This window comes from Ruegeria sp. BC7 (genome assembly GCF_056539165.1).
This window is the reverse complement of the sequence record NZ_JBQFUL010000001.1, coordinates 970,371-985,516: the sequence shown is the minus strand read 5'-3', so window position 1 is coordinate 985,516 and position 15,146 is coordinate 970,371. Positions and strand designations below refer to the sequence as shown.

Sequence of the window (15,146 nt, the reverse complement as noted above, 5' to 3'; positions counted from 1 at the left end):
TTATGACCGCCCCCGCCACTCAGGAGCTTTGGATTTCCACGTTTCTGCAAGCGCAAGCGGCCGAGTTAGGTGCAGCCACGAATACGCTGATGGCATATGGCCGAGACCTAAAGGACTTTTCCGATTGGCTGGATCGACGAAAAACCGGCATTGCAGATGTAAGTCGCGACCAGATCGAAAGCTACCTGATCGACTGTGACGCGCAGGGGCTTTCCCAGTCTACCCGTGCGCGTAGGCTTTCAGCGATCAAGCAGATTTACCGCTTTGCGTTCGAGGAAGGCTGGTGTGAGGCCAACCCAGCAATCCAGATCAAAGGTCCGGGGCGCCAGAAACGCCTGCCAAAAACACTGGATGTGCCCGAGGTCGACCGGCTGCTGCAAGCAGCACGTGAAACCGGGAGGACCAAGGCAGATCGCGTGCGCAATACGTGCCTGATGGAGCTGCTATACGCCACCGGGATGCGCGTGACCGAGCTGGTTTCTCTGCCGGTTTCCTCAACGCGAGGAGATCCGCGTATGTTGCTGGTGCTGGGAAAAGGCGGCAAGGAACGGATGGTTCCTCTGTCTCCGCCAGCACGCGAGGCGCTTGCTGTTTGGTTGGGTATTCGGGACGAAGTCGAAGATCAGCAAGTCGCGGATGGTGGTCAGCGCTCTAAGTTCCTGTTTCCCTCACGCGGGAAGTCTGGGCACCTGACGCGGCATATGTTCTTCCAGTTGGTCAAAGACCTTGCCGTTCAGGGTGGAGTCTCGCCCGAAAAAGTCACGCCGCACACATTGCGCCATGCCTTTGCGACGCATTTGCTGGCCAATGGCGCAGATTTACGTTCAATCCAGACCTTGCTTGGCCACGCAGATGTTGCGACGACGGAAATATATACTCATGTGCTGGACGAACGGCTGGCCGAACTGGTGTTAGAGCATCACCCGCTTGCCAAAGACCCCGGCGACAAGGGCTAACCCCTTGATCCGCAGGGGCCGCGCCCCCATAACCATTGCAGCAACACGAACAACCAAGGACCGATGGAACCCTCTTCTTCTCTGATCGACGGCGCATTCTGGTTTACGACCGGCGCCATTCTGCTTTTGCTCGTCCTGTCGGGCTTTTTCTCGGGTTCCGAAACGGCATTGACCGCCTCGTCGCGCGGCAAGCTGCGGGCGCAGGCCGACAAGGGATCGCGTGGTGCGCAAAAAGCGCTGGATATCACCGATGACAACGAACGTCTGATCGGCTCGGTCCTGCTAGGCAATAATTTGGTGAACATCCTTGCGGCGTCTTTGGCTACCGCGTTGTTTACGCGTCTCTTTGGCGAAAGCGGCGTCGCATTGGCGACGCTGGTCATGACCCTTCTGGTTCTGATCTTCGCCGAAGTTCTGCCCAAGACCTACGCCATCACCAACGCGGAAAAAGCGGCCTCTGCCGTGGCCCCGTTGATCAGCGTTGTCGTGACCGTGTTTTCGCCGGTGGTTGCAGCGGTGCGCTTACTGGTGCGCGGAGTTCTGCGCCTGTTTGGGGTGCAGATCGACCCCGATAGCAACATCCTTGCGGTACGAGAGGAAATTGCTGGCGCGCTACAGTTGGGCCATTCCGAAGGCGTTGTCGAAAAAGAAGACCGAGATCGCATTTTGGGCGCGTTGGACCTTGGTGATCGGACGGTGGAAGAAATCATGTTGCACCGCTCGAATATCGAGATGATCGACGCGGACGACGCGCCCGAGGCCATCCTGCAGCAATGCCTGAAAAGCCCTCATACCCGCCTGCCCGTTTTCCGGGATGAGCCTGAAAACATCGTGGGCGTCGTGCACGCCAAGGACTTGTTCCGCGCCATGTATGCGCATGCCGGCAGCAGCGAAGGTGATCCAAACCGCCTGAAAGCGTTCGATATCTCAAAGGTCGCCAACGACCCCTATTTCGTTCCCGAAACAACGACTCTGGACGACCAGATGCGGGAATTCCTGCGCATGCACAGCCATTTTGCGCTGGTCGTAGACGAATATGGCTCGCTGCGCGGTCTGATCACGCTGGAAGATATCCTTGAAGAAATCGTGGGCGAAATCGCCGACGAATTCGATCTTGATGAGGATGTCCCAGTTACACGAACCGAGGACGGTCAGTTTTTGGTCGAGGGTGCGATGACAATCCGCGACGTGAACCGCGCGATGGAATGGTCCCTGCCCGACGAAGAAGCCAATACCGTCGCAGGTTTGGTCATACACGAGGCGCAGATGATCCCGGTGACGGGTCAGGTTTTCTCGTTCCACGGCTTCCGATTTGAAGTTACGGCACGCGAAGGGAACCGGATCACCGAGTTGAAAATCCGCCCTCTCTGACACACAGCCAGCGACACACCATGTCGGGAACGGAACAGTAAACCCAAGCCTGCGCTTGCAGGCTCGGGCCGAAACCGGATGGAGGCAGCAACGTGAAAACGACAACACAAGTGGCAGTCATTGGGGGTGGTGTTGTCGGATGCTCGGTCCTGTATCACCTGACCAAGCTGGGATGGTCGGATGTCATGTTGCTCGAGCGGTCCGAGCTGACCAGCGGGTCCACATGGCATGCGGCAGGCGGTTTTCACACGCTCAACGGCGACACCAACATGGCCGCCCTGCAAGGCTATACGATCCGACTGTACAAAGAACTGGAAGAGATCACCGGTATGTCCTGCGGCCTGCACCATGTGGGCGGCGTGACGCTGGCCGACAATCAGGACCGGTTCGACATGCTGCTGGCCGAGCGTGCCAAGCACCGCTTCATGGGTCTTGAGACCGAGATCGTCGGCCCGGAAGAGATCAGGAAAATTGCTCCTATCACCAACACGGATGGGATAATCGGCGCGCTCTATGACCCGCTGGACGGCCACTTGGACCCGTCCGGTACAACGCATGCCTATGCCAAGGCTGCCCGCATGGGCGGGGCGACGATCGAAACGCATTGTATGGTGCACGAAACGCTTCAACGGCGGGACGGTACTTGGGACGTGGTCACCGACAAAGGCACCATTCATGCCGAGCATGTGGTCAACGCCGGCGGTCTTTGGGCGCGCGAGGTCGGTGCCATGGCAGGCGTATATTTCCCGCTGCACCCGATGGAGCATCAGTACCTGGTAACCGACTCGATCCCTCAGATCGAAGCCATCTTTGATGCGGGCGGCGAGCATCCGCATGTGATGGACCCCGCCGGTGAAAGTTATCTGAGGCAGGAAGGCCGCGGCCTGTGCATCGGGTTTTATGAACAACCCTGCAAACCTTGGGCCGTGGACGGCACGCCGTGGGAGTTCGGGCACGAGCTGTTGCCCGACGACTATGACAAGATCACCGACAGTATCGAATTCGCCTATCGCCGCTTTCCTGTTCTGGCCGAGGCCGGAGTGAAATCGGTGATCCACGGGCCGTTCACCTTTGCGCCGGACGGGAACCCTCTGGTCGGGCCTGTGCCGGGGCTGCGCAACTACTGGTCGGCCTGCGGCGTGATGGCCGGGTTCAGTCAGGGTGGCGGCGTTGGCCTGACGCTGGCCCAGTGGATGATCGAAGGCGAGCCCGAACGCGATGTCTTTGCCATGGACGTGGCCCGGTTCGGCGACTGGATCAGCCCCGGCTACACTCGCCCCAAGGTGATCGAGAACTACCAGAAACGCTTTAGCGTCGCCTACCCGAACGAAGAGCTACCCGCCGCGCGCCCGAACCGAACCACGCCGATGTACGACATCTTCAGCGATCTGGGCGCAGTCTGGGGGCAGCAATACGGGTTGGAGGTGCCGAACTATTTCGCCCAGGGCGATGAACCGGGATATGAAACGCCTTCCTTCCGACGCTCGGACGCGTTCTCGGCGACGGGTCGCGAGGTCAACGCTGTCCGCAATGGCGTAGGTATCAACGAGGTGCACAACTTCGGAAAATACCGCATCACCGGCACCGGTGCTCGGGCGTGGCTGGACAAAGTCATGGCAGGTCGCGTTCCACAACCTGGACGATTATCACTGAGTCCCATGCTTTCGCCCAAAGGCAAACTGATTGGCGACTTCACCATTTCATGCCTTGGCGAGACTGAGTTCCAGCTCACCGCCTCTTACGGCAGCCAAGCCTTCCACATGAGGTGGTTCCTGCAAAACAAAACCGACGGCGTGAACATCGAAAATGTCAGTGATCGTCTGAACGGGTTTCAGATCGCGGGCCCCAAGGCTGCTGAGGTGTTGACGGCCTGCACGCGCGACGACATCGCGACCCTTGGTTTTCTGGATGTCCGGCGCATGACAATTGGAATGACCGACTGCATCGTTCAACGGGTCAGCTATACCGGAGACTTGGGGTTTGAAATCTATTGCGATCCGATGGCGCAAAGACAACTCTGGTGGACTTTATGGCAGGCAGGGCAGCCTCACGGCATGGTGCCTTTTGGAATGCGCGCCATGATGAGCCTGCGGCTGGACAAGTTCTTTGGGTCCTGGATGCGTGAATTCTCACCAGATTATACCGCCGCTGAGACGGGGCTGGATCGCTTTATTTCCTTCTCAAAGAATGTTGATTTCATCGGTCGCGCGGCTGCCGAGCTGGAACGCAGCGAAGGTCCAACCCGTAAACTGGTCGCGTTTGAAGTTGACGCTGACGACGCGGATGTAAACGCATATGAACCAATCTGGCTGGAAGGCAAAGTCGTCGGCTTTTGCACCTCGGGCGGGTACTCCCATTTCGCGAAAAAATCCGTGGCACTGGGCTTTCTGCCCGTCTCCAGAGCGCAAACAGGGTTGGAAGTTGAGATCGAAATCCTCGGCCAGCTTCGCAAGGCTCGGGTGATCTCGCAACCGCTGTTCGACGCAAACGGTTCGCGCATGCGGGGATGACTTGGGGCCAAACCACCGGCATTGTAGCGCTATGATTCCGTTACCCATTATCCTTCTGGCCGCAGGGCAATCCAGTCGCATGGAAGGCAAGGACAAATTGTTGCAGGACGTCGACGGGATACCGTTATTGCGGCGTTCGGCCCAGATCGCGATGAAGGCCGGGCCTGTTATCGTCGCGCTGCCGCCCAAACCGCATGCCAGATACGACGCTCTGGACGGGCTGGACCTGCAAAGGATCGAAATTGCAGACGCGGCCGAAGGAATGAACGCCAGCTTGCGCGGCGCGTTGGCTCATGTCCCGACCGAGGCCAACGGCGTGATGATCCTGTTGGCCGATTTGCCGGACATTACATCGGATGACCTAAGCACTGTTATCAACGCTGTCCGTCGCCACCCCGGTCATCTGATTTGGCGTGGAGCGACCGATCAGGGCAAACCCGGCCACCCGGTTATTTTTGACAGGCAGCTTTTTAATGAACTAGCCCGCCTGAAAGGTGACGAAGGCGCGCAATCCGTTGTGCGTGCCCATGCCGACAAAGTTCACATGGAAGCCTTGCCGAAACAGAACGCGCTTCTCGATCTGGACACGCCTCATGACTGGGACGCGTGGCGGCAAAAAGGGCACACCTGAAACGAACGCGGCCCGGTCTTTTCAGACCGGGCCGGTGCCCAAAACAGGACTACCACTTTTCATCAATCCTGAAAGCGCAGCCATTTGTGCAATAAAGCACGCTGGCTATTCCGCCGCCGAACCTAAACAAGACCCCCTCGTTAACATGCCGCTCAGCGCTTCCAGTGACTGTGACAAGCCATCGGCACCCCCTAGTGCCTTTGGCTCCCCTCGCTTGGGCAAATTCATCGTCACCGATCCGTCCGACCCAAACAACGCAAAACTAGGGCATACGGTTAATTTTCGACGTATCAGAATGGTTTTTACGCAACATGCGGCAACGCGAAAAACAATCTTAGATAGAGTGTCGCGTGTATGTTTTTTGACTATTTTAGGCTATTTGATCATGCTTATACGCTGTTTCATTTATTTGCCGCAGGGTTGTTCGCGGGATTGAGAGAATTGCCGCCATGCGATCCACAACCCAAAAGAGAGAGAAAACCAACTGCCCCGAAAGGCCGTTCTTTTGTTAACAAAACTGTTTCAATCCGGCCCTTTTCGCAATTTGGCATTTGGATCGGCAACAATTTGCCGATTCGCATCGTTGATTCGGCGATTCAAACCACATCGCTCTGTCCGAACGGCACATTGGAAGAACGCTTTGTGGCTAAATTAAGTTTTCTTAACTTTTCTCACAGGAAAGACAAAGACTGATGCTGCATCTGCTGTTTTAACGCGCGGCCGCAATCGCGTGAGACAAACAGGAGACCAAAATGAGCATCCGTAAATCCTCTCTTCTTATCCCGCGCACGACCAGTTGGGTCGGCGTCAGCGCGCTGAGCGCTGCGTTGCTGGCAAGCACCGCCATTCCCTCACAGGCGGACGAAGCGCTGGCTGATCTAGTCGAGAGCGTGTCACCGTCAGTCGTGACCATCATAGCGGAACAGGACGCGCGCCCGATGCCAGCGCAGGGGCAGGACTTTGACTTTGAAAGCCATCCGTTCGGTGAATTCTTCAAACGCTTCGGCACACCCGAAGGCTTTAACGCCCCGCAGCGTGGCCCGGCACAGGGGCTGGGGTCAGGGTTCGTTCTGGATGAAGCCGGCTATATCGTCACGAACCACCACGTTGTAGACAATGCGTCCAGCGTGACCGTTCGTCTGAACGATGACCGCACCTATGATGCAGAAGTTATCGGCACCGACCCCCTAACCGATATCGCCGTTCTGAAAATCGATACCGGAGATGTTCTGCAGGCCGTTGAACTGGGCGATAGCGACGTAATCCGAGTCGGCGAAGACGTCGTTGCCATCGGCAATCCATTCGGCCTTAGCTCGACCGTGACGACCGGGATTGTATCGGCCAAGGGCCGCAACATCTCGCAAGGGCCGTATGCTGAATTCATCCAGACCGATGCGGCAATCAACAAGGGCAACTCTGGCGGCCCGCTGTTCAACATGCAGGGCGAGGTTGTCGGCGTAAATTCAGCGATCTACTCTCCCAGCGGCGGCTCGGTTGGTCTGGGCTTTGCCGTTACCTCGAATATCGTAGAGCACATCGCAGCCGACCTGCGTGATGACGGCCAGGTCAGCCGTGGTTGGCTGGGAGTTTCGATCCAGAATGTCAGCCCGGAAATTGCGGCAGCTATGGGTATTGACGCTTCGACTGGCGCGCTGATTTCGGATGTCGTCGATGGCAGCCCTGCGCAAGGCGTTCTGGAACAGGGCGACATCATCCTGACGTTCAACGATGAGCCCGTCGATTCAAGCAGCGACCTGCCCCTGTTGGTCGGCGCCACCAAAGTGGGTACCGACAGCACTCTGACAGTTCTGCGCGACGGGAAGGAACAGCAGGTTGAGCTGACCATTGGACAGCACGAAAGCGCCTCGGCCGAGATTGATAAGTCCGTAGACGAAACTGTATCGGGTACCGCCCTGGGCGCTACCGTTGCTCCGCTCACCGACACGACCCGTGCCGAGATGGGAGTTGGTGAAAACGTCAACGGCGTGGTCGTGACCGATCTTGCGCCCGAAAGCCCGGCGGCCAAGGCAGGTCTCCAGCGTGGCGACGTGATCGTGAAGCTCGGCGGGCAGGAAACCGTCACACCGGATGCGCTGAAGGCGGCGCTGGACAGCGAAAAGACCGATCCCGCGTTGGTTTTGATCAATCGTGGCGGCAACCAGATCTTCGTTGCGGTGGAAATCGCATGATCTGACACCCGCGCGCGCCACGTGATGGGGAGAATCTGGCGTGCGCCTCCCCGGTGGATTGAATTGTCCGCTATCCGCCGGGACTGCCGGGTGCGCAACGACGCACCCGGCACGTTCTTTCCCTAAAACCAGTGCTTTACCCGAAATTTTGTGTTTAAATACCAGTAGAAAGGAGTCCGGATCATGAGCCGTCGCCTGCTGATCGTTGAAGACGATGAAGACACCCGCGAGTTCATCGCCAAAGGGTTTGGCGAAGAAGGCTATGTGGTCGAACAGGCCGCGGATGGCCGTGAAGGTCTGTATCATGCCACCGACGGCGGGTTTGACGCCATTGTGCTGGACCGGATGCTGCCGGGGCTGGACGGGTTGTCCCTGATCCGTTCCCTTCGGGCTGCGGGCCTGAAGACCCCCGTCCTTATGCTCACAGCGATGAGCGCGGTCGATGAGCGGGTCAAGGGGCTGCGCTCGGGCGCTGATGACTACCTTGTAAAACCGTTTTCTTTCCAAGAGTTACACGCCCGTATTGAAGCCCTGTTGCGACGCCCTCAGGAATCAGAAGAAAACGCGACCTTGACCTGCCGCGACCTTGAGATGGACCTGCTGACCCGCAAAGTCACGCGCGACGGGCACGAAGTTTCGTTGACCCCTCGTGAGTTCCAGATCCTTGAGTATTTTCTGCGCAGAAAGAACCGCGTGGTGTCGCGCACGATGCTGCTCGAAGGTGTTTGGGATTACCATTTCGACCCGAATACGAACGTGGTTGACGTCCATATCTCAAAACTGAGGCGTCAACTGGATGAAGGTGGCGGACCGCCTTTGATTGAAACCGTCCGGGGTGCCGGCTACATGATCTCTGATGGATAACCTTCAACTCTCCTTCAATAATTCCCGAACGAGATTGGTTTTCGCCAGCATGGTCCTCAGCACTTTGCTGACCGCGACGGTGCTGGCTTTGGTCTATGTCACGGCGAACCGCAGCATCGAAGGTGAAACACGATCGGTCGTATCGGCCGAACTAACCGGGTTGGCCGACGAATACGAAAGGCGCGGCCTTATCGGTTTGTTGACGGCCATCGAACGACGCCTGCCCTCTGCGTCCGAGCGGGACGCGCTGTACCTATTGACCGATCGCTTCGGCGCGAAACTTGCAGGCAACCTCAAACAATGGCCTGCGGACGTCACCGCCGGAAGCGGATGGGTCGATCTGGAGCTTCGCCGCGCCGACAATGACGAATTGGTTCCCATTTCCGCCGCCTCCATCCGCTTACCGGGTGGCGAACGTCTGCTGGTCGGCCGGGACGCCCTGGCGCGACAGCAATTTGACCGGGTTCTCTTGCGTTCGGTGGGCATCGCGCTGGCGATTGCCTTTGCGCTTAGTGTGTTGACGGGCTGGTTGTTCACAAGGCTGGTGTTCTCTCGCCTGTCGGACATAGCCAGCACTGCCGAGAATATTGTGTCCGGCGACTTGTCCCGGCGAATGCCCTTACGCGGAACAGGTGATGAGTTTGATCAGGTGGCCCGAACGCTCAACACCATGTTGGACCGGATCGAGGAACTGATCAGCAACCTGCGCACAACTTCAAATTCGATCGCGCATGACCTCAGATCCCCTCTTTCGCGCCTGCGCCAGAGAGTTGAAACCCTGTCAGATCCAAGCAAAACGGACCTGGATCGAGAGATTGATGTGGCACGGGCTACAGCCGAAATCGACCATGTTCTCAGGGTGTTGGGCCAACTTACTGACATCTCACGTGCCGAGGCCGGTGTGGGACGCGAACAATTTGAAACCGTTGATCTGCAACAACTGGTTGGTGATGTTGTTGAACTGTATGAACCCGTGGCCGCAGATCAAGGCGTTCAGATCACTTTCAACGGAGAGGCAAAGCCGATACAGGGTCACCGCCCCTTGTTATCGCAAGCGTTGTCGAACCTGTTGGAAAATGCCTTGCGCTATGCGCCTGAAGACACGTCCATCGACATCACGATTTCCGAGGATGGTCCGTTTGCCTGTATGAGTGTCCGTGATCACGGCCCCGGCGTTCCAGACGAGGACCTGCCCCGCCTTCAAGTACCCTTTGTCACGCTTGACCCTGCGCGAACCGAACGAAACGCGGGGCTTGGACTGGCGCTGGTTGCTGCAATCTCACATATGCATGGTGGCGCTTTCATGGCCAGAAACTGCAATCCCGGCCTGCAAGCGACCATCAAGCTGGGACGCCACTAGTCGCCATTGTCCTGTTCTTGTACCGGTTGTCCGACGTTACATCTGCGCCAAACCAATCCGGGGGTGTAAAGGCAAGCGCCTCGGCCTCGGTCGAAAACTCGACCTCGACCAGTTGCAGCGGGGCAAGATCCCCCAGAAACACGTCCAGCTCAAACACACGTCCGTCGGAAAGCACGCCGGTAAAACGCTCTTTCTCGACCCGGCGTCCTTCGGTTTCAGGCCAGAAGGTTTCAAACTGCTCGGCCGAAATTTCCGCCTCACGCTCGACCCGAACCATTGCACCACCGCCCTTTAGGGTCAGGTAAAACCGATCGTTCTTTTGCCTCAGGCGCAACTCGGCCGAGTCGTCGGGCGATGTCAGATAGCCCTGCCGAACGACGGCTTTGTCCGCCCGACTTAGATCCGGCAGGTCAGCCACAAGGAACTTGCGTTCGATTTCGGTACTCATTTGTCTGAAACCACACCGTTTTCCAACTCATCATAGAGCGCGAGATACGCGGCGCTGGCCGCGCTCTGACCGGCAAAGATGCTGACGGGCGCCCTGTTCTGCCCCATCCGTTCGATATCAGCCGCAAACGGGACGGACGCCTGCAGGAACCGCTTTCGATACAGTTTTCGCATCGCCATCATCGTTTCCACATGCAATGTCTTTCGGCGTTGCACCATCGAGAAAAAGGAGCGCAGCTTTTTCTTTGGCAGTCCTTTCTGGTCAAAGAAACTCACCAGTTGGTCGAAGGTCCGTTCGGACAGTGTCGTCGGAATAACAGGTACGACGATCTGGTCTGCGGCCTTGAATATGTTCTCGGACAGCGTTGAAAAATTCGGCGGGCAGTCCAAAATGATCACGTCATAGTCGCTGCCTGCCGCGACCAGAGCTTTCTTCAACCGCGATCTCTTGTTGCGCATGCGAGACAGAAACACATCAAAGTCGCGAAAGGTCATGTTCGCCGGCAAAACATCCAGCCTTTCAAAATCGCTTGCCCGGATGGATTTAACAAAGCGCTCTACATCCTCGAAGAAACGAGAATCCGTCAGCTTTTTCGAGGGTTTAACCCGCAGGTAGAACCCTGACGCACCTTGCGGATCCAGATCACACAGAAGAACAGTTTTCCCAGCCATCGCGTAGGCATAGGCCAGATTGACCGCAGTCGCTGTTTTGCCAACGCCGCCCTTGTTGCTGTAACAGGCTATGATCTTCAATCCCTAGTCCTCCTTGTGGTGAAACAGGCTGCGAAACAGGTGTCTGATGTTCGGGCTGTCGAAATGCCGGAAATTTGCGATGATGCGGTCTCGTTCTGATTTCTGCCGTTGATCCAACACGGCAACCAACCCGCCGACGGACATGGCAAGCTGCGCGTTTGCACGTTTCTGAGAGTTGCTTTGCCGCGCAACAAACTCCAAAAGCGCCTCTTGCTGGACCGAGCAGTCATTGAACACTCCAAGGCTATCTTGCAGCTTTTTCAACGGCTTGATGATTGTCTTGAAATCCCGCGCGTCGAAAAGAGGGCCAAAGAACTCCATCAGATACCGCAGCTTCTTGCAGTCGATCCGCAAGTCATGCACCAATCCGTCCGGGGTATCCGGCGTGATTTGCCGCGCCAATTTGCAAACTTTTCGATAGCGTTTCCAAATCAGGGCGCAGGCGTACCCATAGGCTTCACGGGTTGCGTTCGGACCCGACTCCAGATTTCCAACGTCCGCAAAAAGAGCGGTCAGCTCATTCATCCGACGGTCATAAGCAACGGACTTGAAACGCCGCGACAGAGCGTTGAAGGCTTGCGAACGCTCTTGCTCAAACTGGTGGAACATCGCCTCCGCACCTAAATGAAGTTTGGGCGGTATCAGTTTGAAATATATATCTTTATCCAGCAAGTATACGTCAAGATCGCGAACCCGGCCCGTGGGGGCCATTAGGTCTGAAAAGACGTGTTTCAAGGTAATCGTTTGTTCGCTTGAAAACACACCCTTGAAAAGGCTCAACACCGAGCGGACGCGCCGCAAGGATACGCGATAGTCGTGCAGATACTCGGTATCAATGTCAGCAATCACGCCAGCCTCGTTCTGGCGCGCTACGGCTAAGAAAGTCCGAATGATATCCGTTGCCACTTCTATTGACGGCTCATTCTTGCCCAGCGAAATTGCCGGCTTTGCCTGATATGGAACCACGCCGGGGCAAAGCGCGTCGAACAGAGTTTCCACCCCGCTTGCCTCTGAAGTCAGCGTGCCCAAAGTCTTGCAAACTGCCTTGAAAGCGCGATCGTAGCCTTTCATCTTTTGGACAATCACGACACTCGCGCGGTACTCGCCTGCCCCAAAAGACAGCACAGCGCCGCGCACCTGCGTCTTGAGCTCGTCATCCAAAACCACAAACCTTTGGGTCTGGAGCTTTCCCTTCCCCACGCTGGTCAGCGCACGCAACCTTGGGAACGTCTTCAAGGCGGCTTTGACTGATCCATCTGGAAGATCCTGAACAAATTTCCCATTTCCGGTTGTTCTCTGCCAAGCAGTGCCGCCGCGCCCCCGGAAAATGCGCAGCGCCCCGCCTGACTGGATCAAAAGGTCTCCAGACGCTCTGATCGACTGATCGTGACAATCAAGCACATCAAAGGTCTGTTCCGCTGCGGCTGGCTCAACCTTGAGTGTGAGATTTTTGAGAGACTTTGATAACCGGTTCGGCTCAAACCGCTCCGGCAGGAAAAAAACGGTGTCCTTTCCTTTCATCGTGATCTTTCCATCGGCACCCACACGCAAAGGCCGTTCACAAAGCTATCAACGGTAGCCGGGCTTCGTATCGCGCACGTCCCGCAAAACAAGAGCGTCTTGCTGCCCCGTCGCAAGGGCAGGTTTTTCACGTGCTTTGCGCTTTGTTCCCGGGCTTCCCAGGTTTTGGGTATTGATGACAGCATAAGGTCATCAGATCGCGGCCTTCCGACAAAATCAAGTAAATCAATCCACCGTATGGCCATGATAAAGAGAGTGTTAAACGACACCTGAACTATCTGATGACAGCATTGGCTAGCATCGCTAAGACACAAGCATGACTGACCCGGTTTCTTCTATCCGAAATCTTGGACCCGCTTACGAGCAAGCCTGCGCTCGCGCGGGTATTCATTCGGCACAGGAACTGCGCGAGATCGGCGCAGATGCGGCTTATGCTAAGTTGCTTAGGTCTGGATCACGCCCACATTTCATCGGCTACTACGTGTTGGTCATGGGCCTGCAGGGACGTCCTTGGAACGACTGCAAAGGCGACGAGAAAAAAGCGCTGCGTCAACGGTTTGACGCAATCAAGGCCAGCATTGAAACTGCGCCTGAAACCCAGATGATCCAGGACCTTGATGCGATCGGAGTCCGCGTCTCAGCGGACGACCTGAAGTCCGAATAAAAAAAGCCGCCCCCGAGAATCGAAGGCGGCTTTTCAAACTTACTAGGCGACGTATTAGCCGACCAGTTCGATGCCCGAGAAGAAGTACGCGATCTCGACCGCTGCGGTCTCAGGTGCGTCCGAACCGTGGACCGAGTTCTCACCAACGGATTCAGCGAACTCGGCGCGGATGGTCCCTGCGGCTGCGTCGGCGGGGTTGGTTGCGCCCATGACTTCACGGTTTTTGGCAATGGCGCCTTCGCCTTCCAGAACCTGAACAACGACCGGAGCCGACGACATGAATTCACACAGCTCGTCATAGAACGGACGCTCAGCGTGGACTTCGTAGAACTTGCCGGCTTGTTCTTTGGTCATGTGGATGCGTTTTTGCGCAACGATGCGCAGGCCAGCTTCTTCAAACTTGGCGTTGATCTTGCCAGTCAGGTTGCGGCGGGTTGCGTCGGGCTTGATGATCGAGAAAGTGCGTTCCAGTGCCATGTCGGGCTCTCCTTAATGCTCGGCGCGAGGCTCGCGCCCAAATCCATCGCGCGCCGCCTAGCACGGTATGCGCGTCAAGAAAAGCACTATGATGGCCAAGCGATCAGATCGCGCCCGGCAACGGGTCCAACCGGTCAACACGACGCACATAGAGCACAGCCAACAACCCCGCGAAGCTGCTGCCGCACATCATCGACAACACAACGAATGGGCCGTTTTCCGCACTGACGAGGGCACCAGTCGCCGAGGTCAGCACCGCGCCAAGCGCCACGATCATTGCCCCAGCCAGACCAGCCGCACTGCCTGCCAGTTTTGGCCGCACCGACATCACCCCAGCCGATGCGTTGGCATTGGTCAATCCGTTGCCAAAGCCTACGCAGATGGCCGAACCAAAGAACACCCAGACCGAACCCGCGTTGCCCAGAAACAGAAGCAGTCCACAGAACGGTCCGGTCGAGGCAACGATCCGTCCGATCAGGATCATCGTCGTTAATCTCGTGCGCGCGGCGATGCGTCCCGTGATGAAGTTACCAACCATAAAGCCACCGGTAATGATCCCGATACCAAGCCCCAGCATGGCGGGGCTCAGATCGAACCACGCGGCGGCCACTAGGGGGGCGCCTGTAATAAAGCTGAAAAAGCCGCCAATCGAAAATGCTGCGCACAAGGCGTAGCCCCAGAACCTGCGGGCGCGGAACAGATGTGGGTACTCGCGCAGCTGTGCTGCGAATGTAGATGACCGGTTCGTGTTGGTTTCCCCCATATCGAACCACAGCAAGACCAAAAGCCCCGCGCCCATCAGCGAATACAAAACGAACCCAGCGCGCCAGCCGAATAGCATATCCAACGCGCCGCCCAGCATCGGACCCAACATCGGTGCCAAAGCCATCGCCATTGTCACATAGCCCAGTTTGCTGGCCGCTTCGTTTGGCGGATAGCGATCGCGGATCGAAGCGCTGGACAGAACCGACCCCGCCACCACTGCGGCCTGCATCAAGCGAAACCCGAGGAACAACCAGATCGTTTCGGCCAAAACACAACCTACCGAGGCGCAGACGAAGATGGACATACAGATCAACAGCACTGGCCTTCGCCCATAACGATCCGACAGTGGCCCCATGATCAACTGAAGCACCGCTGAAACTGCGAGGTATCCAGCCACCGAAAGGTTCACGAGGCCGTACTCTGCTTCAAAATCTGCGCTCATGTTCGCCAGTGACGGCAGGAACATGTTCAACGACAACACAGATAGGGCCGTGGCAAATATCAGCGTGATCAGGGATGGGGGCGTTTGGGCCGCTCGCATGCCAAAAAACCGTTTCGTTACAACAAATGAGACAGCGCTAGCACATCGCGTAGATATTGAACATGGCAAGCCGCTGGCGGCGGCATCATGGCTCTGC

The 15,146-nt window shown here is 57.0% G+C and carries 14 protein-coding genes; 9 read left to right on the top strand and 5 right to left on the bottom strand.

The features are described from left to right. The first annotated feature begins 2 nt into the window (after positions 1–2). The 8 genes from ACR0KS_RS04590 (at position 3) to ACR0KS_RS04555 (ending at position 9,881) form a co-directional block, all read left to right on the top strand. Positions 3–956: a site-specific tyrosine recombinase XerD gene (locus tag ACR0KS_RS04590; RefSeq protein ID WP_170563081.1), complete on the top strand. Its 954-nt coding sequence runs from the start codon at positions 3–5 to the stop codon at positions 954–956. 63 nt (positions 957–1,019) lie between these two features. Then, positions 1,020–2,327 carry an HlyC/CorC family transporter gene (locus tag ACR0KS_RS04585; protein WP_170482300.1) on the top strand — a complete coding sequence of 436 codons (1,308 nt, stop codon included), beginning with the start codon at positions 1,020–1,022 and terminating at the stop codon, positions 2,325–2,327. A gap of 92 nt (positions 2,328–2,419) precedes the next feature. Next, positions 2,420–4,837 carry a GcvT family protein gene (locus tag ACR0KS_RS04580; protein ID WP_170563078.1) on the top strand — a complete coding sequence of 806 codons (2,418 nt, stop codon included), beginning with the start codon at positions 2,420–2,422 and terminating at the stop codon, positions 4,835–4,837. Positions 4,838–4,868: 31 nt separating this feature from the next. Continuing rightward, on the top strand, positions 4,869–5,468 hold the full coding sequence (locus ACR0KS_RS04575) for a nucleotidyltransferase family protein (protein WP_170563075.1): 600 nt from the start codon (positions 4,869–4,871) through the stop codon (positions 5,466–5,468). Between the two features lie 354 nt (positions 5,469–5,822). Next, positions 5,823–6,161, top strand: a complete 339-nt coding sequence (locus tag ACR0KS_RS04570; protein WP_170563072.1) for a hypothetical protein — start codon at positions 5,823–5,825, stop codon at positions 6,159–6,161. Between the two features lie 59 nt (positions 6,162–6,220). Beyond that, positions 6,221–7,657, top strand: a complete 1,437-nt coding sequence (locus ACR0KS_RS04565; protein WP_170563069.1) for a Do family serine endopeptidase — start codon at positions 6,221–6,223, stop codon at positions 7,655–7,657. 183 nt (positions 7,658–7,840) lie between these two features. Further along, complete coding sequence (locus tag ACR0KS_RS04560; protein WP_170383970.1) at positions 7,841–8,521, top strand: response regulator transcription factor; 681 nt, start codon at positions 7,841–7,843, stop codon at positions 8,519–8,521. A 49-nt stretch (positions 8,522–8,570) separates the two neighbouring features. Next, on the top strand, positions 8,571–9,881 hold the full coding sequence (locus ACR0KS_RS04555; protein WP_480693131.1) for an ATP-binding protein: 1,311 nt from the start codon (positions 8,571–8,573) through the stop codon (positions 9,879–9,881). On the opposite strand, the gene ACR0KS_RS04550 is transcribed toward ACR0KS_RS04555, so the two are convergent. From ACR0KS_RS04550 to ACR0KS_RS04540, 3 genes are read right to left on the bottom strand one after another with little or no spacing between them, the layout of a single operon-like run. Further along, entirely contained in the window at positions 9,862–10,329 is a 468-nt protein-coding gene (locus ACR0KS_RS04550; protein WP_170563064.1) for a CYTH domain-containing protein, read from the bottom strand. The genes ACR0KS_RS04555 and ACR0KS_RS04550 overlap by 20 nt on opposite strands. Next, positions 10,326–11,081, bottom strand: coding sequence for an AAA family ATPase (locus ACR0KS_RS04545; protein ID WP_170563061.1), 756 nt, complete (start codon positions 11,079–11,081; stop codon positions 10,326–10,328). Before ACR0KS_RS04545 ends, ACR0KS_RS04550 begins: the two co-directional genes overlap by 4 nt. Positions 11,082–11,084: 3 nt before the next feature. Beyond that, a complete protein-coding gene (locus ACR0KS_RS04540; protein ID WP_170563058.1) occupies positions 11,085–12,602 on the bottom strand; it encodes a CHAD domain-containing protein in 1,518 nt (505 codons plus the stop codon). A gap of 316 nt (positions 12,603–12,918) precedes the next feature. On the opposite strand from ACR0KS_RS04540, the gene ACR0KS_RS04535 reads away from it, so the two are divergent. Further along, positions 12,919–13,266 carry a TfoX/Sxy family protein gene (locus ACR0KS_RS04535; RefSeq protein ID WP_170563055.1) on the top strand — a complete coding sequence of 116 codons (348 nt, stop codon included), beginning with the start codon at positions 12,919–12,921 and terminating at the stop codon, positions 13,264–13,266. A gap of 54 nt (positions 13,267–13,320) precedes the next feature. On the opposite strand, the gene ndk is transcribed toward ACR0KS_RS04535, so the two are convergent. Both ndk and ACR0KS_RS04525 read right to left on the bottom strand, forming a co-directional pair. Continuing rightward, on the bottom strand, positions 13,321–13,743 hold the full coding sequence (ndk, locus tag ACR0KS_RS04530) for a nucleoside-diphosphate kinase (protein WP_155143779.1): 423 nt from the start codon (positions 13,741–13,743) through the stop codon (positions 13,321–13,323). Between the two features lie 103 nt (positions 13,744–13,846). Continuing rightward, complete coding sequence (locus tag ACR0KS_RS04525; protein WP_170563052.1) at positions 13,847–15,049, bottom strand: multidrug effflux MFS transporter; 1,203 nt, start codon at positions 15,047–15,049, stop codon at positions 13,847–13,849. Positions 15,050–15,146: the final 97 nt, after the last annotated feature.